This is a genomic window from Bacteroides sp. GM023 (genome assembly GCF_014750685.1).
GTDB lineage: Bacteria > Bacteroidota > Bacteroidia > Bacteroidales > Bacteroidaceae > Bacteroides.
Map to the genome: position 1 here is coordinate 1 of NZ_JAAXGE010000004.1, position 22,643 is coordinate 22,643.

Here is a 22,643-nt window from a genome sequence, read left to right on the forward strand (position 1 = left end):
GTGTGAGAGGTCGGAAAATGAAAGTAGGAAGAAAACTACTTTTATTTTCCTCCTACTCGATTGCGAAAAATGAATGGAAAAAGATGAATTTACAATTTTATCGTTTTTAATAAACTCGAATACCGTTTTTAATAAACTACTCAAAAGTTTGTTATAAACGTGATGTGCGTTTATGTGATAAACTGTAAACATATTTATGTCACCTTATTCTTTAGTTTGGAATATACTTTGTAGATGATAATTATAGTATACAAATAACGGGGTAATATAACTCTACAAGATGGTATTCTCTATCCTGCCCAATTCTCTCTATCCAAATTCCGATAGCTGATAGCTTCTGCCAAATGGCAGGAAAGTATCTGTTCACTTCCTTCTAAATCGGCAATAGTTCGTGCTACCTTTAATATCCGGTCGTAGGCACGGGCGGAAAGATTGAGCCGCTCCATTGCATTCTTTAATAAAGACAGTCCTTTGTCGTCGGGGCGTGCATAGATTGATAATAACTTGCTGCTCATCTGAGCATTACAGTATACACCAGGATATTCAGCATAACGTTTTTCCTGTATTTGCCGGGCTTTGATAACACGCTCGCGAATGGCTGCACTGGAATCTCCCCGTCGTTGGTCGGATATCTTATCAAAAGGAACAGGAATTATTTCGATTTGAATATCAATTCGGTCGAGTAAGGGGCCGGAAATCTTATTCAGGTATTTCTGCACCTGTCCGGGACTGCATACACACGCTTTTGTCGGGTGATTATAGTAGCCGCAAGGACAAGGATTCATGGATGCCACCAATGTGAAGCTGGCAGGATAATCGATACTGCTTTTTACACGCGAGATCGTGATTCGTCTGTCTTCCAATGGTTGCCGCAGTACTTCGAGCACACTTCTATTAAATTCAGGCAACTCGTCCAGGAATAATATACCGTTGTGAGCCAGGCTTATTTCTCCCGGTTGAGGAAAACTTCCTCCTCCCACCATGGCAGACTGGGAAATAGTGTGATGGGGAGATTGAAATGGACGTTGGGTAATTAACGAAGAGTTGCGATTTAATTTTCCGGCTACTGAATGTATTTTGGTCGTTTCAAGACTTTCTCCCAACGAGAGTGGGGGCAGGATAGATGGCAATCGTTTAGCCATCATTGATTTCCCGCTTCCCGGGGCACCTATCATAATTATATTATGTCCACCGGCTGCAGCTACTTCCAATGCTCTTTTTACATTTTCCTGTCCTTTCACATCGGCAAAATCAAATTCAAAGTTGCTTTGTTGGGCGTAGAATTCTTCCCGCGTATTGACAAGGGTCGGTTCTAATTCGCGTTCGTTATTGAAGAACTCAATGACTTCTTTGATATTGCTGACTCCGTAGACTTTCAATTGGTTGACGACGGCTGCTTCCCGTGCATTCTGTTGTGGGATAATTAGTCCTTCAAAGCCATCTTCACGAGCTTTGATGGCAATTGGAAGTGCTCCTTTGATAGGTTGTATGCTTCCGTCGAGACTTAGTTCCCCCATTAGTAAGTAGCGGGAGAATTTCTCGGAAGATATGGTTTCACTGGCACCCAACAATCCGATGGCAAGGGGGAGATCGTAGGCTGAACCTTCCTTGCGAATATCGGCAGGTGCCATGTTGACTACCAGATTGCTGGTCGGCATTTTGTAACCATTGACCTGTAAAGCGGAAATAATACGTTGATGGCTTTCTTTGACCGCGGAATCTGGAAGGCCGACGAGATAGAACATACAGCCGCGCGAGCTGTTTACTTCGATTGTGATGAGTGTTGCATCAATACCTTGAACAGCCGCTCCGAATACTTTAATTAACACGTTTGGTTGCTGATTATTATTTCTTTTTGTTGTCTCTCTTCTCTTTTTCTTCTGCTGCAGAGACTACTTCTTCTATTTTCTTTTTTAATTCTTCCCCATTAAGGTTCTTTGCAAGAATCTTACCATCTGCCGAAAGAAGGATATTGGTAGGTATTTGTTTGATGGTGTATTGCTTCGCAATCTCTGAATTAAGTCCGCTGAAGTCACATACTTGTTCCCAGTCCAGCGTATCACGTTTGATGGCATCTTTCCATTCCTCCTTGTCCAAATCGAAAGAAATGCCAAGCATACCTATGTGCTTGTTCTTCTTATACTTTTTATAAAGCTCTTTCAGTTCTCTGTTGCTGCGATGGTTGGCAGTGCTGTCACTCCAGGAAGCCCAAAAGTTGATTAACAGATTTTTCTTTTTGAAGTCATCGGATGAACGGGTGATCTTTATCCCTTTTGTATTGGGCAGGCTGAAAAACGGCGCATATTTGCCAATTTCCATTTTCTCAGCTTGTGATATGCTTTCGTTCAGCCGTTCAATATATAGTTTGTCTTGTAGTATACCTGTCATGACTTCAATAAGCTTCTTTATCTTGTTGAAATCAGGAGATTCCTTTTGGACAAAGTATTTGTCTAATAGATAGAGACTGACAAAGGAAGAATGATGCTGTTGTATGAATTCTTCTGCCTTTTGTTCCAAGACCTGTTCGGATGGGTTATCCAAGTCTTCCAATTCTTTCTGAAAAGCTGTAAATTCCTGGTTGTATATGTTTCCGTCGATGGTCAGGACTTCGGGGTTGCTGATTTCTCCTTTAATCTTGATTTTGTTCCCTTTATCGAGAAAGATAGGATATTCTGTCTCGTTCTTGATAAGCAGGAAAGCGGAAGTAATGGTATCTATTGGGGTTGAATAAGAGAATTTATCGTCTTTCGCGAAAATAGTATCTATCCGGTCGCGTGACTCGTCCATTCCATACAGATAAAGCGTATCTGTACCCAATCCTTTGATTTCTCCGGTTATGCTTACTTCCTTGGAAGCCTTGTGGCAACCGAATAAACAGATGGCTATGAGGATTAAAATGCTACTCTTTTTCATTGTTTTGATTTCTTTTCTGCGAAAGTACGGTTTTTACGGATAAAAAAAAAGAATTGCCCGTCATTTATAATGACAGGCAATTCCTAATATGTCAAATAGAGTGGTAATTCTATTATTTAGCGATGCTCATGAAATCTGCATTCGTGAAGAATTTTGCAAATTCAAGGTCAGTAGCTGCTTTCTTAGCTAATGAAGGATCTTTAGCAACTGCGCTCTTCAAGCTGCTTGTTACCATAGAAGAATTGTTAGTTCTAGCACCCAAAACTGCCATCAGGTAGTCTGTGTAAGCATCCGGTCTTTCTACGTTAGCCAACGTGTTTTTAGCTTTGTTGTAGTCCTTAGCAAGGATCTGAGCCAAAGCAGCACTGTTAGTCTTAGAGTCACCGAATGAGTTAACTGCTCTTTCATATTGACCTTGAGCGATGTACAGGTTACCCATAGATTCGCCAAGTTCTTTAGTGCCGGCAGCTTTACCGAAGTAAGCTTCTGCAGCAGCTTTGTCACCCTTCATCAAAGTGATCAAACCTAAGTTCATGTTAACTTCAGGAGAAGCGTTTACGCTGGCAGCTTTCTTGAAATAAGATTCTGCTTTGTCGATGTTACCTGCTTGGTAAGCTAATTTACCCAAGTTGTTGTAAGCACGGTAATCGTTCGGGAACTGTTTTGTAGCCTGAGCATAGATAGCTTCTTGCTTAGCAGGATCGTTAGTCAGTGTAGCAGCGTACAGCAATTCTTCAACGTTCAGTTCAGAAGGATTAGAAGAAGCCAGTTTAGAGATTTCTTCGTCAGACTTACCGATGATTTCGTAGTTCAAAGTCAAACGAGAACGACGCAACTGAGGAAGAATAGTGTTAGCCAATTCTTTGTATACAGCAGAGATGTTTTTGATTTCGCTTTCTCTCTGAGCAGGATCCTGATACATTGCGATAACGCGGAGGATCAACTCTTTGTCCTGGATGTTTGATTTAGAAACCAGTTCCTGGAAACCTTCCCAGTCCTGTGCAGTATATTTAGCATCGATCGGAGCGTCGATTTTTGCTTTCTTCAGGTCTTTGCTCAACATCTTAGTTGTGTTGCCTTCACGGTTTTCAGCAAGAGTTGTATTCAAGCTTACACCACCATCAGGAGAAGCATATGAAGATACTTCGATGTTGCTGATCTTCTTGTTGGCAGCTTCGTTTACGTTAGCCACTTCTTGATTGAATTCTTTAGCAGTCTTCAATTCGCTTGAACGAATGTTAGCTTGTTGGATCAAGAACATGATGTTAGCATCGTGCTTTTCTTTGATGATACGTTGGAAAGCGTCTTCGCCCAGTGCAGGGTTTGCGTTACCTAATGTATTGTTCACCAACTCAGAAGTAGAAATTACACCATCAGCTACTTTCACAGCAGGGATAGTAACTACTTTCTTACCGATAGTAGCTTTGAATTCGAGGAACAATTCTGACTTAGCCATTTCTGGAACATAGTCGAAAGAAGTTTTCATTGTGTAGCTACCACCCATCTTGTAAGAGATAGACTGGTCGTTACCTTCTACTTTTTCGCCTTGGAAAGTAGCTGGTTGGCCTTTAGCTTCGCCGCCATTCCATTTCAAAACCGGAGTAACTTCTACAACAGCTTTCTTGTTGAAATACTTTTCAGGAAATTTACCATTGATGGTAGCAGGAACTTTACCTCCTACTGCCTCCAACACTTGCGGAGTAACAGTGAAGTAATCAGCTGACAGTGGACCCATTTTTTTGTTGCAAGAAGAGAATAATGCAACAATCATTGCCATGAGTAAAGGCAAGTACAACTTCTTAGTCATTTTAGGTATAAATTAAATGTTTGTAATTGAAATTTCGCCTATTCGCAAACCTCTTTCTGTTCAGCACGGAAAAAGTAACGCAAAGATATTAATTCTTAATATAATTATATAGATAGGAGGGCGATTTTATCATAATTTAATGAAATATCGACTCTTTTTCTTTCCGATACTTGATATTTCGGGGATGATGCTCAATAATCTCACTACGAAGCATGTTACGGTCGATGTGCGTATAAATTTCGGTGGTTGCGATAGACTCATGTCCGAGCATGCATTGAATGGCTCGCAAATTGGCGCCACCTTCCAGTAAATGAGTGGCAAAGGAGTGCCGGAAAGTGTGCGGACTGATATTCTTGGTGATACCTGCCTTTTGCGCTAATTCTTTTATCATGTGGAAGATCATGATTCGGGAAAGTCCTTTGCCTCTCCGCTGGCTGACGAAAACGAAATCTTCGTGCCCTTTCTTTACTTCTATTTGGTTACGGTCTGTAATGTAAAGTTTTATTTCGTTAATGGCCCGGGGGGAGATAGGGACAAGGCGTTGTTTACTTCCCTTTCCTTCCACCTTGATGAAGCCTTCGTCGAAGTAAAGATCGGACAATTTGAGGTTGACAAGTTCCGAAACGCGAAGTCCGCAACTGTATAGTGTTTCCAGGATGGCCCTGTTCCGTTGCCCTTCGGCTTTGCTGCGGTCAACGGCGGAGATGATTCGGTCTATTTCTTCTACTGTTAGTACTTCAGGGAGTTTGAAGCCAAGCTTAGGGCCTTCCAGTAGCTCGCTGGGGTCTGCTTCCAGATAATCTGCCATGATGAGAAAACGGAAGAATGACTTGATTCCCGATAAGATGCGGGCTTGTGAACGGGGGTGGATGCCGATGTCGTGCAGTCCGGCTGCAAAACGTTGAAGATCAGATAGGCATACGTCTAGTACGTCTATCTCTTCCAGCATCAGAAAGCTCATCAGTTTGTCCAGATCCGTGAGATAGGCATCCAGCGTGTTGGGCGATAAGGACTTTTCGAGTTTGAGATACTGCTGATACTTCCTGATTATCAGTGCTTGTTGCTCCTTCTTCTTCTTTTTTTCGTTGATTTCCATTTCTTTTTTCTACCTTTGTAGCCTGAAATATTGTTCTTTGGATACAAAGGTATAAAAAAACAGGATTGCGCGATGAAGATACAAATTATTAATGGCCCGAATATTAATCTGTTGGGTAAGCGTGAACCTTCCATTTACGGAAGCGTTACATTTGAAGATTATCTGGCTGAGCTTCGCAAAAGATACGCTGACGTGGAGATCGACTATTTTCAATCGAACATTGAGGGAGAAATGATAGACTGCATTCAGCAGGTAGGATTTGATGTGGATGGCATTATCATGAATGCGGGCGCATATACGCATACTTCTATTGCTTTGCAGGATGCGATTCGTGCGGTGACAGCTCCGGTGATCGAGGTGCATATATCCAATGTGCATAGCCGTGAGGCTTTCAGGCATGTTTCTATGATTGCCTGCGCTTGCAAGGGAGTTATTTGTGGCTTCGGGTTGAACTCGTATCGTTTGGCTTTGGAAGCATTGTTAGAGAATAAATAAGGTATAATATATAAATAGGTAGAAAGACTATGTTATTGAAACAGACTAAAATTGTGGCTTCCATCTCGGATAGACGTTGCGATGTAGATTTTATAAAACAGTTGTTTGAAGCAGGGATGAATGTGGTGCGTATGAATACTGCGCATGCTAGCCGTGAAGGTTTTGAAGCTTTGATAGCCAATGTGCGTACGGTGTCCAACCGTATTGCGATTCTGATGGATACTAAAGGCCCGGAGGTTCGTACGACAGCTAATGCTGAGCCGATTCTATATAAAATAGGTGAGAAAGTGAAGATTGTTGGCAATCCTGAACTTGAAACCACTCGTGAGTGTATCGCCGTTTCATATCCGGATTTCGTACATGACCTGAATATTGGTGGTACGATTCTGATTGATGATGGTGACTTGGAACTGGAAGTCATTGATAAGACTGCAGATTACCTGCTTTGTGAAGTGAAAAACGAAGCTACTTTGGGAAGCCGTAAGAGCGTAAATGTACCGGGTGTTCGTATCAATCTTCCTTCATTGACAGAGAAAGACCGCAATAATATCCTTTATGCGATTGAGAAGGATATAGACTTTATCGCCCACTCCTTCGTGCGCAACCGTCAGGATGTGCTTGATATTCGTGCAATCCTGGATGCTCACAACAGTGATATCAGGATTATTGCTAAAATAGAGAATCAGGAAGGTGTGGATAATATTGACGAGATTCTTGAAGTGGCTGATGGTGTGATGGTTGCCCGTGGTGACTTGGGTATCGAAGTTCCACAGGAACGTATCCCTGGAATCCAACGCGTGCTGATTCGTAAATGTATCCTGGCTAAGAAACCGGTGATTGTTGCCACACAGATGCTTCATACAATGATAAACAACCCTCGTCCGACTCGTGCGGAGGTTACTGATATTGCGAATGCGATTTATTATCGTACAGATGCTTTGATGTTGAGCGGTGAGACTGCCTACGGTAAATATCCGGTGGATGCTGTAAAAACAATGACTAAAATCGCTGCTCAGGCTGAAATGGATAAACTGGAAGAGAATGATATCCGTATCCCATTGGATGAAAACAGCAATGATGTAACTGCATTCCTTGCCAAGCAGGCTGTGAAAGCGACATCTAAGCTGAAGATACGTGCTATTATTACTGATAGTTATAGCGGACGTACTGCCCGTAACCTGGCTGCTTTCCGTGGTAAATATCCGGTGCTGGCTATCTGTTATAAGGAAAAGACAATGCGCCATCTGGCTCTTTCTTACGGAGTTGAAGCGATCTATATGCCGGAATTGTCAAACGGACAGGAATATTATTTCGCTGCATTGCGTCGCTTGTTGAAAGAAGAACGTTTGCAGCCGTCTGACATGGTAGGATATTTGAGTAGTGGTAAAGCGGGAACAAAAACTTCATTCCTCGAAATTAATGTAGTAGAGGATGCATTGAAGCATGCGGAAGAAACCGTATTGCCCAACAATAACCGTTATCTGTAAAAGCTGTGCTTTATGCAAGAGACTGAATCTATTGATGAATATATTCTGCAACATATTGATCCCGAAAGTGACTATCTGAAGTCACTTTACAGGGATACACATGTAAAATTACTCCGTCCCCGTATGGCTTCAGGGCATTTGCAGGGGCGGATGTTGAAGATGTTTGTAGAGATGATTCGGCCTCGCCAGATATTGGAAATCGGAACGTACAGCGGATATTCCGGCCTTTGCCTGGCAGAAGGTTTGCCGGAAGGAGGGATGTTGCATACGTTCGAGATAAATGATGAACAAGAGGACTTCACCCGTCCGTGGCTGGAAAAATCACCGTATGCCGACAAAATTCGTTTTTATATTGGTGATGCGCTGGAACTTGTTCCGAATTTAGGTGTTACCTTTGATATGGCTTTTATCGATGGTGATAAACGCAAATATATTGAATATTACGAAATGACACTGGCACATCTTTCCGAAGGTGGATATATCATTGCCGATAACACGCTGTGGGATGGTCATGTGCTGGAACAACCTCGTAGCAACGATGCCCAGACGATTGGAATAAAAGCTTTTAATGACTTTGTCGCAGAAGATAGACGGGTGGAGAAAGTGATATTGCCTTTGCGTGACGGGCTAACGATTATAAGAAAAAAATAAAGGAGTAGAATTATGGAAACAACAAGACAGAATAAGATATCTCGCCTGTTGCAAAAGGAATTAAGCGAGATATTCCTGCTTCAGACAAAAGCAATGCCGGGTATATTGGTATCTGTTAGTACAGTTCGTATCAGTCCTGATATGAGTATTGCCCGTGTTTATCTTAGTGTTTTTCCGTCAGAGAAAGCAGAAGAAATGGTGAAGAATATAAATGACAATATGAAGTCCATCCGTTATGAACTTGGAACTCGTGTGCGTCATCAATTGCGTATTATCCCGGAACTGAAATTCTTTGTGGATGATTCATTGGATTATATCGAGAAGATTGACTCATTGCTGAAGTGAAATAATTCATTGCAGAGGTGAATTTGCCCTTCTATATAGCCAAGCGTTATCTTTTCTCGAAAAAGAAGCATAATGCTATTAATATCATATCCGGCATTTCTGTGTGCGGAGTAGCTCTTGCTACGCTTGCACTGGTATGTACGCTTTCCGTTTTTAATGGATTCCAGGATATGGTGGCTAGTTTCTTTACTGCATTCGACCCGCAACTAAAAATCACTGTACGTGAAGGGAAAGTCTTCGATGGGCAGGACGAGCGGATACGCGCAGTCTGTGCGCTTCCCGAAATTGATGTATTCACGGAAACGCTCGAAGAGAATGCGATGGTGCAGTATAAAGACCGCCAGGCTATGGTTGTGTTGAAAGGGGTAGAGGATAATTTTGAAGAACTGACTGCTATTGATAGTATTCTCTATGGTGCCGGTGAATTTCTTCTTCATGATTCGATTGTAAATTATGGAGTAATGGGAGTTGAACTGGTAGCCACTTTAGGTACGGGACTACAATTTGTAGACCCTCTTCAAATATATCTACCGAAGCGGAATGCTAAAGTGAATATGGCAAATCCCGGTGCTTCTTTTAACCGTGATTATCTTTATTCTCCCGGTGTCGTATTTGTAGTGAATCAACAAGAATACGATGGAAAATATATCTTGACATCTATTGATTTTCTTCGTCAACTACTGGACTATACAACCGAAGTTTCTGCCATGGAGCTGAAACTAAAGCCAGGTGCCAGTGTCTCGTCTGTGCAATCTAAAATAGAAAAAATACTAGGTGATGATTTCATAGTTCAGAACCGCTATCAGCAACAAGCGGATGTTTTCCGTATCATGGAGATAGAAAAATTAATTTCATATTTATTTCTTACTTTTATTTTGATGATTGCCTGTTTCAATGTAATTGGCTCTCTTTCTATGTTGATTCTGGACAAGAAAGATGATGTTGTAACATTGCGTAGCCTTGGTGCGGATGATAAACTCATTTCTCGAATATTTTTGTTTGAAGGTCGTTTGATCTCTCTTTTCGGTGCAGTTTCCGGTATTATCCTAGGTCTGATTCTATGCTTTATTCAACAGAAGTTCGGTCTAATTTCGTTGGGTGGCGGTGGTGGCACTTTTGTCGTAGATGCTTATCCTGTAAGTGTTCATGCCTGGGATGTAGTACTTGTTTTTGTGACAGTTCTTGCTGTCGGTTTCCTTTCCGTATGGTATCCGGTGCGTTATTTAAGTAAAAGACTTTTGTAATATTTATTGTATATACTTTTCTATAACTGATAACTTTTAATTCACTTTTTATTTTTATATTTCCTAATATACCACTATATTTGGCGCAATTTTGTTAATTAGAAATAATCTGTAAAACACTTCCGTGAAACCTGAAAGTAATGACATAGACAGAATAGTGAACGGTGATGAGACGGCTTTTTACCGTTTTATGGAGCATTATTCCTCACGTTTATATCACTATGTTTATGCTTTGATTGGTCAAAAGGAACCAGCCGAAGAAGTTGTGAGTGATGTTTTTTATGAAGTTTGGAAAAATAGAAAAACGTTGGCTGGTATAGAAAATATGAATGCTTGGATACAAACGATAACTTACCGGAAGGCCATTTCTTATCTGAGAAAAGAAACGGGAAAAGCAGATTTATTGCTTGATGATATAGGGGATTTTATATTTGATCCAATCCAATCACCGGATGAGGCGATGATTAGTAAAGAGGAAATGGAGAAAATAAACAATGCCATCCAACAGCTACCACCGAAATGTAAACATGTTTTTTTCTTGGCAAAAATAGAAGGCTTACCTTATAAAGATATTGCGGTACTATTAGATATATCTGTGAAGACCATAAATAATCATATAGCTTTTGCATTGGAAGAAATAGCCAAGAAACTAAATATTCGCTCTCGAAAATAATATTTCTACTTCTTTGTTATTTTCCTGTGTATCAATAAATTAATGGTAAAATAAACCTGCTTCAAATATCTTTTTTGCGGGAAATGAAAAAAAAGTTCATTTTTAACTAGGAGATTCTTTTTTAAGTTGCGTCTTTAATAATAGAACAACATTAAAAAGATTATGAACTTGAAAGAATACTTTCGCCTTGCAAATTTATTTGGTAAATTGAATTCTCAGGAAAAACTTGAGGATGATTTTACTAATACGCCTGAAGGTGAGACGCTGAGATTCTTTTGGGAAAGCTGCGAACAAGAAAAAATTGATGCTTCTTCCATTATAGAGAAAACGCGCATAAAAATACAAAAAGGTGCAATGAAGCGCAGAAGGAACTACCTATTGATAACTTCCGCTTCTATTGCTGCTTCTGTTTTGATTTGTATATCAACTATTTATTTTCTGAATCAAACAACTATTGTTGATGTTGATTTACAGGCTATTGCAGAAGGAATGGATAGCCAGGCTGTTGATGAAGTAACTCTTATAACTGCTAAAGAACAATTGAATTTAGACGAAGATGCCTTTATCAAATATTCAAAAGAAGGAGAAGTAGCGGTTAATTCTCAGCTTATTAAAGAAGAAGAGGAAAAAGTCAAGGATGAAGAAGAATATAATCAGTTACTTGTTCCCCCTGGAAAGAGGGCAAGAATAGAGTTGTCAGATGGAACTCGTCTAGTGGTAAATTCTCAGTCTAAAGTCATTTATCCTCGTCGTTTTAAAGGTGACATTCGTAAGATATATGCTCAAGGGGAGGTTTTCTTAGAGGTTGCTCATGATAAAAAACATCCTTTTATTGTCGAATCTGAGGATTTTAATTTGCGAGTACTTGGTACCAAGTTTAATATTTCCAATTATAAAGGAAGTACGACCAATATTGTATTGGTAGAAGGATCAGTAGAAGTAACTGATAGAAATGAGAAGAAAGCACAATTGGCTCCACGTGATTTGTTGAATATAGCTGATGGTGCAATTGCCAGTCAAAAGCAAGTCGATGTAGCTGAATATATTAGTTGGGTAGATGGAATAATGCTATTGAATGGCAATGATTTGTCACATATAATCCAAAGACTAAGTATTTATTATGGTATATCCATACAGTGTGATCCGCTTGTGGGTAATGAAAAGGTTTATGGAAAACTTGATTTGAAAGATGATATAGATGAAGTAATTGAATGTATCCAGCAAACACTGTCATTCACGATAGAAAAAAGAGATACTAGTATATACTTGAATAAATAATAATTTTTTAATTAATCTTTTAAACATGCTGCCTATGAAGAACAGATAATCAACGTGACACACAAAAAAATCGGATAAATATTGCCGTATTTACCCGATATTAATTCCTTAGTTAAATCAATAAATCCAAAATTGTTAACCTAAAAAGAAATTTTTATGGTAAAGAAAAGTATTTTTTTACACTTGAAGAAAAGACTTAAGCTTTTTTGCATTATAAATGTCTTTTTTATGATTCCTCTTTCTTCGTTCGGTGCAAATTCTATTCGTTGGAATTCCGAAGAAGATTTATTCTCGGTACAATATGAGAATACTACTGTTAAAGATGTTTTAGATTATATCGAGAAACATAGTAAGTACATTTTTATTTATTCAGCAAATGTTCAAAAAAATCTGAATAATAAAGTCTCCATTTCAGTTTCCAATAAGAAAATAGATGCTGTCTTAAAAGAGTTGTTCTCAGAGACTGGACTGAATTATAAAGTGTCGGGAAGACAAATTACGATTTCAGTTCCGGAAGCTCCTAAGGTACAACAAGCTACACAGCAAAAAGGTATAAAGGTAACAGGTAACGTTTCAGATGAGAAAGGCGAGCCGCTAATCGGTGTGACAATTATTTTGAAGAATGATTCTACTGTACATTCATTGACAGATATGAATGGTAATTATAGTATTATTGTTCCTGCAAGAAAGTCTGTACTTTCTTTCCGTTATATTGGTTTTGTGCCCAGAGAAGAAGTTGTTGATAACCGAAAAGTTGTCAATATACAGATGTCAGAAGACGTAGGCCAATTGGACGAAGTAGTTGTTGTTGCCTATGGTGCACAAAAGAAAGAATCTGTCGTAGGTTCTATCACAACAATTGAACCCGCAAAATTAAAAGTATCTACCAGTCGTTCATTAAGTAATAATTTAGCTGGTACGGTTGCAGGTGTATTAGCTGTTCAGCGCTCGGGTGAACCGGGATATGACAATTCTACTTTCTGGATTCGTGGTATCAGTACTTTTCAGGATGTAGGTGGTGACCCATTGGTATTGGTTGACGGTATTGAACGTGAATTGAACAATATTGATCCGGAAGAAATTGAATCTTTTTCAGTTTTAAAAGATGCTGCTGCTAGTGCTGTCTATGGAGTACGTGGTGCGAATGGTGTTATCTTGATTAATACGAAGCGTGGACAGATTGGTAAACCACGTGTAACTGTAAAAGCTGAGTTTGCTGCTACACAACCTATAAAACTACCAGAATATATTGGTTCTGCTGATTATATGCAACTATTGGATGATGTTCTAGTTGATACAGGACAGAGACCTCTATATACAGATAAGATTGCGAAAACTCGGGCTAATTATGATCCGGATTTGTATCCGGATGTGGATTGGGTTGATGCAATATCTAAGGATCATGCTTCCAATCAACGTGTGACGGTAGATATTTCTGGTGGTACAGAGATTCTACGCTATTCATTTGTGGCCGCTGTTTATAATGAACGTGGTATTTTGGAACGTGATAAAAAACGTGAATGGGACCCTTCGATTAAATTGCAAAGATATAACGTTCGTTCAAATGTTGATTTGAAATTATCTCCTACTACCCAGTTACGTTTTAATATTGGAGGATATTTGCAGGATCGTAATTCTACAACACAGAGCATTAGTGAAATATTTAATAGAGCTTTCCGTTCTGTTCCATTTCAATTTCCAGCACAATATTCTACGGGACAGATTGCAGGAACTGAAGAGTCTAATGTGTGGGCGATGGCGACTCAGATGGGATACCAGCGTACCAGTGCAAGTAAGATTGAGACACTGTTCTCTTTGGAACAGGATTTGAAGTTTATCACTCCTGGTCTAAAGGTTAAGGGCGTATTTTCTTTTGACCGTTATTCAACAGGAACTGTGATGCGTAAGACAAACCCGGATATTTATAATGCAGCTTCCGGAAGAACTGAAGAAGGTGAATTGATGTTGACAAAGAAATCGAATGGAAGTAATACGTTGGCACATGAATCTACGGGAACTTATGGAACTAAAAGTCTTTATATGGAAGCGACTTTGGCTTATGACCGTACGTTTGCAGAAAAACATGCGTTGGCTGCCATGGTGTTATTTAATCGTCGGCATTTTGATAAGGGAGAGAAGTTGCCGTATCGAACACAAGGTATGGCTGGACGTGCATCATACACATATTCTGGGAAATATATAGCAGAGTTCAATTTCGGTTATAATGGTTCTGAGAATTTTGCCAAGGGCAAACGTTATGGGTTCTTCCCTTCGGGTGCTATTGGTTGGATTGTATCAGAAGAATCATTTATGCAACCACTTCGTAAGACTATCTCTAAATTGAAATTGCGTGCATCTTACGGGCAAACAGGTAATGCAAGCTTGGACGGGCGACGTTTTGCATATCTTTCTACTATCAATGATTCATGGAATGATTTGAAACAATATAATTGGGGAACTGAAGGCGGGTTTAGCCGTAATGGTATGGCTGAAGGTGAGTTTGCAGTACCAAATTTGACTTGGGAAATTGTAAATAAAGCAAATGTCGGACTGGAATTGGGGTTGTTTAATGGTATGGTAGATTTACAGTTGGATGTATTTGACGAACGTCGTCATAATATATTTATGCCCCGTGAATCTATTCCAATAACTGCCGGATTTATAAAACAACCATGGGATAATTATGGCAAAATGAAGAATCAAGGTGCGGAAGTTACATTAAATATTAATAAGCAGTTTAATAAAAATCTGTTTGTGAGTTTGATGGGAACACTTACATATGCTCATAATGAAATCACAGAGAGGGATGAACCTGCTGCTGTTGTTGGTACAAATCGTGCGCAAACAGGATATCCGACTGGGCAAAACAGAGGATATATTGCAGAGCGATTATTCACAAATGATGACTTTGCTGATGTAGCAGCTGGAACGTTAAAAGAGGGTATTCCTACGCAGACTTTTACAGCTAAGTTGCGTCCTGGTGATATAAAGTATGTAGATGTTAATCAAGATGGAAAAATTGACGCGTTCGATGTTTCTCCAATTGGAGGACCGGTAAATCCGGAAATAGTTTATGGCTTTGGTTTAAATATGAAATGGAAAGATTTGGACTTTGGCGTATTATTTCAAGGCATAGGGAGAACGTGGAACGTACTTTCTGGTAATATCATTCCTGCATCGAATAAAGGTACAACTTATAATATCTTTACTAATTATCAAGACCGCTGGACGGTAGATAACCCAAGTCAGGATGTATTTTATCCACGTTTGGATTATGGTACAAATGCCAATAATAGCCAAAGTTCTACTTGGTGGTTGCGTAATATGAGCTTTTTGCGTTTGAAGAATATTGAATTAGGATATTCTTTCCCGAAGAAGTGGATGCAAAATATGCTGATCTCAGGGGCTCGTATCTTTGTTAGAGGCTCTAATATACTGACATTCTCAAAGTTTGATTTGTGGGATCCGGAAGTAACATCAACGTCTGGTGCTTCAAAGACCGGTGCAGTTTATCCAGCAATGAAATCTATATCAGCAGGTTTTGAAATTAAATTCTAAGAATTGATAGTATGAAAAATAAAATAAGAAAATTTATAGTATTAGGCATAGTTGCCATATTCTCTTTATCTTCTTGTTCTGACTATTTAGACAAGGAACCAGACGATCAGCTGACATTAGAAACTGTATTTGAAAATAAAACAAATATGGAACGTTGGTTAGCTTATATATACAATGCTACTCCTAAGTTTTATAATTATGATGGTGCAGATGCAGTAGCAGATGAGTTGGCGCCTTCCGTTGGTTGGGAGTCACAGGGATTTAAGGCTATTCTCTATCAAAATGGTAACTGGACCTCTGCTAGTGGTGGGGTAATTAATTACTGGAATGATTTTCCTATGCGTATTCGTCAGGCATATATTTTTATTAAATATGCGCATGCACTTCCGGATGTGACAGAAAAGGAAGTCAATTATATGAAAGCTGAGTGCCGCTTTTTTATTGCTTACTTTCATGCTATGATGGCTATGACTTATGGGGCAGTTCCTATCATTCGCGATGCAGCAGAAGAGATTACTGGTGAAACATTGTTGCTGAAGCAAGAACCGTTTAATACAGTAGTGGATTGGGCAGCAGAAGAATTATTGGAGGCATCCAAATTATTGCCTGCTTACTATGATGAAGATAATAAATACGGACGTATTACTTCTATCATTTGCTTAGCTATGCGTGCTCGCCTGTTAACATTTGCTGCTAGTCCTTTGGTAAATGGAAATCAAGATCCTGACATGGTGAATATGAAAAACTGTGATGGCGTTTCAATTTTTGATTCTACTTTTAAACCCGAACGTTGGAAGGCTGCTGCTGACGCTAATAAGTTATTAATTGACGAAGCTGAAAAAGCAGGGCATCAGTTATATATTGAGAAAATCGGAGATGATGTAGATGCATTTCAATCTTATCAGAATGCATTGATGCTACGTTATAACCAAGGGAATATGGAGATTCTTTTCCCACGAACATATGATGATGCTGGTTATTTTGATCGTCAAGCTAATCCGCGTAGTATGGGTGGTGCAGGTGCTATCGGAGTTACTCAATCTTTGGTGGACGCGTTCTTTATGAATAATGGATTAGTTCCTATTACTGGGTATACAAATGATGGGGCTGCTCCTATTATTAATCCGGAATCAGGATATAGTGAGTCAGGATATTCCACTACTGACGAAAAACATCAGACTACGTGGATGTATGCTACAAAAGGTGGTACTGAGCAAGAAACAGAACATGTGATTGTTCCCAAAAACACGTATAAAATGTATTGTGGGCGTGAACCTCGTTTCTATATTTCTGTACTTTATAACGAAGAATATCATTGGGGGAAAGATAAGTCGAATGCAAAAAATAAATTTGCTAATTTCTTCTCTGGTGGTGAAGACGGTGGTCCTTCACATGACTCGCCAAGTGCAGGATATTTGATACGTAAGCGTGTAGATCCTTCGGCTATTCCTGCTTCTAGTAGTGGTACTTATAAAAAACGTCAAGGTGTCCTTTATCGTTTGGCTGAAGCTTATCTGAGCTATGCAGAATCACTATATGAATACAGCGTAGCAATGGGTACTTATACTAATAATGAGGTTGAAATCTTGGATTATATTAATAGAATTCGCTATAGAGCAGGTATTCCACAATATGGAAATGCGGAGAATCAAATACCTGTTGCAGAGGCTCAATTACGCGAACTGATTCGTCGTGAAAGACGTGTGGAGTTGAATTGTGAAGCTGGTGTGCGTTTTGATGACTTACGTCGTTGGAAGGAAGCCGAAACAGCATTAAATGGAAAATTCTATGGTATGAATGCTTTGGCCAAGAATACAGAAAGAGATGAATATTACAAACGTACTCTCTATCAGACTAGACGATTTATTAGTTATTGGTGGCCGATACCTCAGGACGATATTGATAAGAATATTAATCTGAGACAATTGCCGGGATGGTGGAGATAATGTTTTATTTAAGTAAACAATGATAAATATGAGAAAATTTATATCATTCTATAAAATGTTATCGCTAGCAGTATTGGCTTGTATGAGTGCATGCAGCGATGATGATAATATTGATAATAGTGATTTTTTTGCAGCTACGGAAACGATGGAATTACGTCCTTCTTCTACTAATATTGAATTAGATGGTAATAATTTAAATGACGTAGTTCTAACATTTGAGTGGACGAAAGCTCGCCAAATGCCGGATGAGTATGTGATTTCTTATATCACGAAATTAGATATTGAAGGTAATGATTTTGCATCCTGTGTACGAACAGAAGAAGAGGAGGGCGTTTTTTCCAGAAGCTATACAACTGAACAGTTACAGAAGTTGCTGGTGGAAAAATGGGGACGTACTTATACTAAACCGGCAACTTTGCAATTCCGGGTATTGGCAAAATGGGATGGTGGCTCTAGATATGTTATGCCTGAAGTGCGTACCATTAGTGTTGATGTACGTCCATATAAACCAATTGTGTTTGATGCGGACAAAGTGTTCTTGGAAGGTAATGCTATTGGGGAACAGCAGGTGCAAATGACACGAACATTGGAAAACGAACACTTGTATGCTGCATTATTAGATTTGAAACCGGGATTATTGAAGATACCAGTTGAGTTTGATGGTGAAATTAACTATGTTTCTCCAGAAGGTGAAAGTGATGTAACCTTATCGGATGATAAAGTTGATACTTTAACGGTGGCGATGAGAAAACCTGCAGCAGCTATTGGATGGAAGATTACTGAAACAGGCGAACATCGTGTTGTTGTTAACATGGAGGCAAAGACCGTGGCTATTTATCCACCGAGTAAGAAGCTGGAGCCGTTAACTATTGATTGGATTTACAATGGTGCTGAAACAGGGGATATCAGAACAACTACAGTGACAAATCTATGGTTGCATGGACCTATTAATAGTTGGGGAACTCCTATAGATGGAAACTTTACAGCAAGTTTAGCGGACCCACAGGTATTGGTACGTAAAGGGGCTGCTCTTTCAGGTGACGCTAAGTTTATTATAGAGTCTGCTAGTCCCAATAATGTATATGCATTTGGTCCTGTTTTGAACAATGGTGCTTCTATTACACGAACCCTTGTGCATGGAGTTTATTCCGATATGTCAGGAAGCGCAAGTAGGGCACAACGTGATTCAAACTTTAAAATTCCTGGTAATACGACACTTATAGCTCTTGATTTGAGAAATAAGAAGATTTTAGTTAATAAGTAAATATAGAATATCACTACTGTAGTCTAATTGCTACAGTAGTGATTAAACTCAATCTTAAAAAATTATGAGAATAGAAAAAACAAGGTCTATTTTTAGAGGTTGGACCCTGGCTATTTTACTCATTTGCTCTGGGAACTTGTCTGCATGTTCAGGAGATAATGATGGTGGTAATGATGATAATGGTGAACTGCCTGTTGGTAATGTAACGATAAAAATTACTCCGGATAAGAAAACAGTTTTGCGTAATCCGCTAAATGGTTGGGTACTTTATTTTAACCGTGGGTGGGATGAAAATTTTTGGACTGAAACAGGATATGATAATGTAAATGTTCCAGAGTTATCCGAACCGGTAAAAGTATCTGATTATGCGAGTACATGCTATTTGCGCACTAGTTGGAGTTCTCTCGAACCAGAGGAAGGTAAATATATTTGGAATGATCCAAATGCCCGGTTAACTAGATTGCTTAAGAGTGCTTTGGATAGAGGAATGCGTTTGTCTTTTCGCATTGTGGTTGATGGACGTGATCAAGGGTTGAATACTCCTCAATATGTGTTTGATGCTGGTGCAGACTGGTATCCAGACCCTAACGGAAGTAATGGAGCTAATCGGAAGTCTCCTTATCCGGATGACCCTGTTTTTCAACAAAAATATGAAAAATTCATTGAAGCATTTGCACAGAAGTTTAATGATCCGGATAAGGTAGACTTTATTGATGCTTATGGATTAGGAAAATGGGGAGAGGCTCATACTATGGTCTACAAGGATTATGGTAATAAATCTAAGGTTTTTGATTGGATTACGAGTTTATATGCACGTTGTTTTACTAAAATACCTTTAGTTATTAATTATCATCGTTTGGTAGGAGCAAACAATACTTCTGGATGGGGAGCAGTGGCCTCAGATACTGAACAACTCTTAAATAGTGCAATTGATAAAGGATACAGTTTACGCCATGATGCTTTTGGTATGAACGGTTACTATCAGGATTGGGAAAAGCAATTTGCATCTAGATGGAATTATAAGCGTCCAATTATAATGGAAGGTGGTTGGATTATTAACCAACATCGTTATTGGATTGATCCAAGTAATAAGTATAGGGAAGGACATCCGGAAGACGTGCGTCAGGGAGAATTTGATGCTTCTGCGGAGGCTCGTGTCAATATGATGGATTTTCGTGGAGGAGATGAAACGGCTTCTTGGTTTAAATGTTTTGCATTGGTGCAGCGTTTTGTTTCTGAAGGTGGATATCGTTTGTATCCGGATATGATATCATTGCCTAAAGAAGTGAAAGGTGGACAAAAGGTAACCATTGTTCATCGTTGGAATAACATGGGATGGGGATATTGTCCGACTAATATTCCACAATGGAATCAACGCTACAAAGTTGCTTTTGCATTATTAGATGATAAGAAAGAAGTGAAAAAAGTTTTTGTGGATGAGCAAACAGACTTGTCAACGTGGTTGAAAGGTCAACCTGCCACTTATAATTTTGACTTGACATTGAAAGGAATTTCTGTAGGTGCGTATAAATGGGCGGTAGGTCTTGTTGATACAACAAAAAATAATGCTATTGGTTTACAAATGGCCGTAAAGAATAATTTATTGGAATCTGGTTGGGTGGAATTGCTGGATGTAAAGGTTAATTAATGTATTCCTGTTTTGAATATTTTTGTGAAAAAGTTAGCTCTCTCCTTTCTAAGGAGAAGGGCTGGCTACACATATGAAATACAATTTGAATTTAACACTTAATGAATTATTATCGGTTTCACGTGCTTTGAAAAAATAATAACGATTTATTTACCATGAAAAGACTATTTGTCATACTGGTTACAACCTGTATTATAAACTTACTTTATGCTCAAAGAACATGTTACAGTAAATTGCAAGGTGATACTTTAGTGATTGGTAATGAGTGTATTGAACGTAAATTTGCTTGGAATGAAGGAAATCTTATCACGCATAGTCTGAGTGATAAGATAAACCAAAAGATAACATTCACCATAAAACAAACTGCTGATTTTTTTATATCTAAAGATGTTACGGTTGCTCCCAAGGGAGCTTGTTTAGTGGAAGAAGTTATGGCAACTGATGTTTATCCTGGCTATTTAAAAACAACGGTTACTTTTTCATTAGGAACGTTAGATATAAAACGGGTTTATCGTATTTATGATGGTTGTCCGGCTATTGCATGTGATACCTATTTGAAAGGTATAGTGAATAGTGTTTTTGGTGGACGTGAAGAAAATGCGGCTGACCGCAAGAATATAGAGTTTGCTGAAGATATGAAGTCTAAATCAGTAACTGCTATTCTGGATCAATTGAGCTTTGAAGGACAACACTGGCATGCTAAGGCTGTTGAGTTTTGGGATGTGACTGATTGGAATAATAATCTGGTGACAGAACGGAATATTATTACCTACCGTAAAAATAACTATCGGGGTAATCTCTTCTTTGCACAAAATGGAGAAAATGGAAGTGGCTTTTTCTTTTTGAAAGAAGCGCCTTGTTCAAGTGTACAGTTAGCTTATAAAGGAGTCGACTTTATGGCTGAGTTTGGAAAGTTTATGGTTACGGGCTTGGGCATAACAGAGAAAGATATCCATCAACACGAATGGACACGAACATATAGCTGTGTGACCGGAGTATATGGTGGCGATGAATTGCAAGCTTTGACTGCACTTCGTAGTTACCAAAAAAATATTCGTTGTCACTTTCGTGATCGTGATGAGATGATTATGATGAACACTTGGGGAGATCGTAGTCAGGATGCTAAAGTGAATGAATCTTTTTGTTTGACTGAATTGGAACGCGCAGCGAAACTGGGAATAACTCATTTTCAGATAGATGATGGCTGGCAAACAGGTAAGAGTCCGAACTCTGCTGTAGCAAAAGGTTCTTTCGAGAATATTTGGGATAATAAAGACTATTGGAAGCCGGATGTAGAGAAATATCCACACGGTTTGGCTCCTGTTGTAGCGAAAGGTAAAGAACTTGACATAGAACTTGGCTTATGGTTTAATCCAAGTGTACAGAACGACTTTGCAGATTGGAAAAAAGATGCTGAGACATTGATTGGGCTTTATCGCGAATATGGAATTCGTATTTTTAAAATTGATGGTCTGACAATCCCGAACAAGAAAGCGGAGATAAATCTTCGTAATATGTTTGATAAAGTATTAGTGGAGACTAATAATAAAGTAATGTTTAATTTGGACGCAACTGCTGGTCGTCGTGGAGGTTATCATATGTTTAATGAATACGGAAATATCTTCCTCGAAAATCGCTATACAGATTGGCAAAATTACTATCCTTATTGGACACTCCGTAATGTATGGTTGTTGTCAAAGTATGTTCCGGCTGAGAAATTACAGATTGAATTTCTGAATAAATGGAGAAATACAGAAAAGTATGCCAACGAACCATTTGCTCCGAGTAACTATTCATTTGAATATCTTTTTGCAACGACTATGGCGGGACAACCGCTAGCTTGGATGGAAGCCTCTAATTTGCCCGACGAAGCTTTTTCTTTGAAAGCACTCATCGAACAATATAAAAAGGTACAGTATGATTTTCATCAGGGGGTTATTCTTCCGATTGGAGACGAACCTTCGGGACGTTCTTGGACAGGCTTTCAGTCTATCACTAATCAAGAAACACGCGAGCAGTCTGGTAGTGGATATCTACTTATCTATAGAGAGGATAATGAGCAGTCTGAAATGTGTGTGGAAACATGGTTGCCCGAGGGTGCAAAAGTAAGATGTAGCTTAGTACTTGGTAACGGTAAGAAGGCAATGGAAGCTACCATTGGCAGGAAAGGGATAATAAATTTTTCTTTGACTAGAATTAATGATTTTGCTATGTATCGGTATGAAATAATATAAAACA

At 39.1% G+C, this 22,643-nt stretch carries 16 protein-coding genes; 12 read left to right on the forward strand and 4 right to left on the reverse strand.

Features of this window, described 5'->3' with window-relative positions; all coding sequences use genetic code 11:
- Positions 1-290: 290 nt before the first annotated feature.
- From HC965_RS10270 to xerD, 4 genes are all read right to left on the reverse strand, one after another.
- Entirely contained in the window at positions 291-1,829 is a 1,539-nt protein-coding gene (locus tag HC965_RS10270) for a YifB family Mg chelatase-like AAA ATPase (protein WP_191031418.1), read from the reverse strand.
- Positions 1,830-1,845: 16 nt separating this feature from the next.
- Complete coding sequence (locus HC965_RS10275) at positions 1,846-2,913, reverse strand: thioredoxin-like domain-containing protein (RefSeq protein WP_191031419.1); 1,068 nt, start codon at positions 2,911-2,913, stop codon at positions 1,846-1,848.
- 112 nt (positions 2,914-3,025) lie between these two features.
- Complete coding sequence (locus tag HC965_RS10280) at positions 3,026-4,720, reverse strand: tetratricopeptide repeat protein (protein ID WP_191031420.1); 1,695 nt, start codon at positions 4,718-4,720, stop codon at positions 3,026-3,028.
- A 136-nt stretch (positions 4,721-4,856) separates the two neighbouring features.
- Positions 4,857-5,816, reverse strand: coding sequence for a site-specific tyrosine recombinase XerD (gene xerD, locus HC965_RS10285; protein WP_191031421.1), 960 nt, complete (start codon positions 5,814-5,816; stop codon positions 4,857-4,859).
- A gap of 72 nt (positions 5,817-5,888) precedes the next feature.
- Here xerD and aroQ point away from each other — a divergent pair, with 72 nt between their 5' ends.
- The 12 genes from aroQ (at position 5,889) to HC965_RS10345 (ending at position 22,639) form a co-directional block, all read left to right on the forward strand.
- The gene (aroQ, locus tag HC965_RS10290; protein WP_191031422.1) at positions 5,889-6,311 is read left to right on the forward strand and encodes a type II 3-dehydroquinate dehydratase; all 423 of its coding nucleotides are present in this window, start codon (positions 5,889-5,891) and stop codon (positions 6,309-6,311) included.
- Between the two features lie 29 nt (positions 6,312-6,340).
- Positions 6,341-7,798, forward strand: coding sequence for a pyruvate kinase (pyk, locus tag HC965_RS10295; protein ID WP_191031423.1), 1,458 nt, complete (start codon positions 6,341-6,343; stop codon positions 7,796-7,798).
- 12 nt (positions 7,799-7,810) lie between these two features.
- A complete protein-coding gene (locus tag HC965_RS10300) occupies positions 7,811-8,449 on the forward strand; it encodes an O-methyltransferase (protein ID WP_191031424.1) in 639 nt (212 codons plus the stop codon).
- Positions 8,450-8,461: 12 nt separating this feature from the next.
- Positions 8,462-8,794 carry a 30S ribosome-binding factor RbfA gene (gene rbfA / locus HC965_RS10305; protein ID WP_191031425.1) on the forward strand — a complete coding sequence of 111 codons (333 nt, stop codon included), beginning with the start codon at positions 8,462-8,464 and terminating at the stop codon, positions 8,792-8,794.
- A 17-nt stretch (positions 8,795-8,811) separates the two neighbouring features.
- The gene (locus tag HC965_RS10310) at positions 8,812-10,038 is read left to right on the forward strand and encodes an FtsX-like permease family protein (protein WP_191031426.1); all 1,227 of its coding nucleotides are present in this window, start codon (positions 8,812-8,814) and stop codon (positions 10,036-10,038) included.
- A gap of 124 nt (positions 10,039-10,162) precedes the next feature.
- A complete protein-coding gene (locus HC965_RS10315) occupies positions 10,163-10,711 on the forward strand; it encodes an RNA polymerase sigma-70 factor (RefSeq protein ID WP_191031427.1) in 549 nt (182 codons plus the stop codon).
- Between the two features lie 162 nt (positions 10,712-10,873).
- Positions 10,874-11,989, forward strand: coding sequence for a FecR family protein (locus tag HC965_RS10320; protein ID WP_191031428.1), 1,116 nt, complete (start codon positions 10,874-10,876; stop codon positions 11,987-11,989).
- 156 nt (positions 11,990-12,145) lie between these two features.
- A complete protein-coding gene (locus HC965_RS10325) occupies positions 12,146-15,547 on the forward strand; it encodes a TonB-dependent receptor (protein ID WP_191031429.1) in 3,402 nt (1,133 codons plus the stop codon).
- 11 nt (positions 15,548-15,558) lie between these two features.
- Positions 15,559-17,493 carry a RagB/SusD family nutrient uptake outer membrane protein gene (locus HC965_RS10330; protein WP_191031430.1) on the forward strand — a complete coding sequence of 645 codons (1,935 nt, stop codon included), beginning with the start codon at positions 15,559-15,561 and terminating at the stop codon, positions 17,491-17,493.
- Between the two features lie 28 nt (positions 17,494-17,521).
- Complete coding sequence (locus HC965_RS10335) at positions 17,522-18,757, forward strand: SusE domain-containing protein (protein WP_191031431.1); 1,236 nt, start codon at positions 17,522-17,524, stop codon at positions 18,755-18,757.
- 64 nt (positions 18,758-18,821) lie between these two features.
- Entirely contained in the window at positions 18,822-20,405 is a 1,584-nt protein-coding gene (locus tag HC965_RS10340) for a DUF4832 domain-containing protein (RefSeq protein WP_191031432.1), read from the forward strand.
- 155 nt (positions 20,406-20,560) lie between these two features.
- Positions 20,561-22,639, forward strand: coding sequence for an alpha-galactosidase (locus tag HC965_RS10345; protein WP_191031433.1), 2,079 nt, complete (start codon positions 20,561-20,563; stop codon positions 22,637-22,639).
- Positions 22,640-22,643 lie beyond the last annotated feature (4 nt).

Excerpts from the sequence above, each read along its gene's own strand:
- HC965_RS10275 (WP_191031419.1), bottom strand. The coding sequence starts at position 2,913 with ATGAAAAAGAGTAGCATTTTAATCCTCATAGCCATCTGTTTATTCGGT.
- HC965_RS10280 (WP_191031420.1), bottom strand. The coding sequence starts at position 4,720 with ATGACTAAGAAGTTGTACTTGCCTTTACTCATGGCAATGATTGTTGCA.
- xerD (WP_191031421.1), bottom strand. The coding sequence starts at position 5,816 with ATGGAAATCAACGAAAAAAAGAAGAAGAAGGAGCAACAAGCACTGATA.
- aroQ (WP_191031422.1), top strand. The coding sequence starts at position 5,889 with ATGAAGATACAAATTATTAATGGCCCGAATATTAATCTGTTGGGTAAG.
- pyk (WP_191031423.1), top strand. The coding sequence starts at position 6,341 with ATGTTATTGAAACAGACTAAAATTGTGGCTTCCATCTCGGATAGACGT.
- HC965_RS10300 (WP_191031424.1), top strand. The coding sequence starts at position 7,811 with ATGCAAGAGACTGAATCTATTGATGAATATATTCTGCAACATATTGAT.
- rbfA (WP_191031425.1), top strand. The coding sequence starts at position 8,462 with ATGGAAACAACAAGACAGAATAAGATATCTCGCCTGTTGCAAAAGGAA.
- HC965_RS10320 (WP_191031428.1), top strand. The coding sequence starts at position 10,874 with ATGAACTTGAAAGAATACTTTCGCCTTGCAAATTTATTTGGTAAATTG.
- HC965_RS10325 (WP_191031429.1), top strand. The coding sequence starts at position 12,146 with ATGGTAAAGAAAAGTATTTTTTTACACTTGAAGAAAAGACTTAAGCTT.
- HC965_RS10330 (WP_191031430.1), top strand. The coding sequence starts at position 15,559 with ATGAAAAATAAAATAAGAAAATTTATAGTATTAGGCATAGTTGCCATA.
- HC965_RS10335 (WP_191031431.1), top strand. The coding sequence starts at position 17,522 with ATGAGAAAATTTATATCATTCTATAAAATGTTATCGCTAGCAGTATTG.
- HC965_RS10340 (WP_191031432.1), top strand. The coding sequence starts at position 18,822 with ATGAGAATAGAAAAAACAAGGTCTATTTTTAGAGGTTGGACCCTGGCT.
- HC965_RS10345 (WP_191031433.1), top strand. The coding sequence starts at position 20,561 with ATGAAAAGACTATTTGTCATACTGGTTACAACCTGTATTATAAACTTA.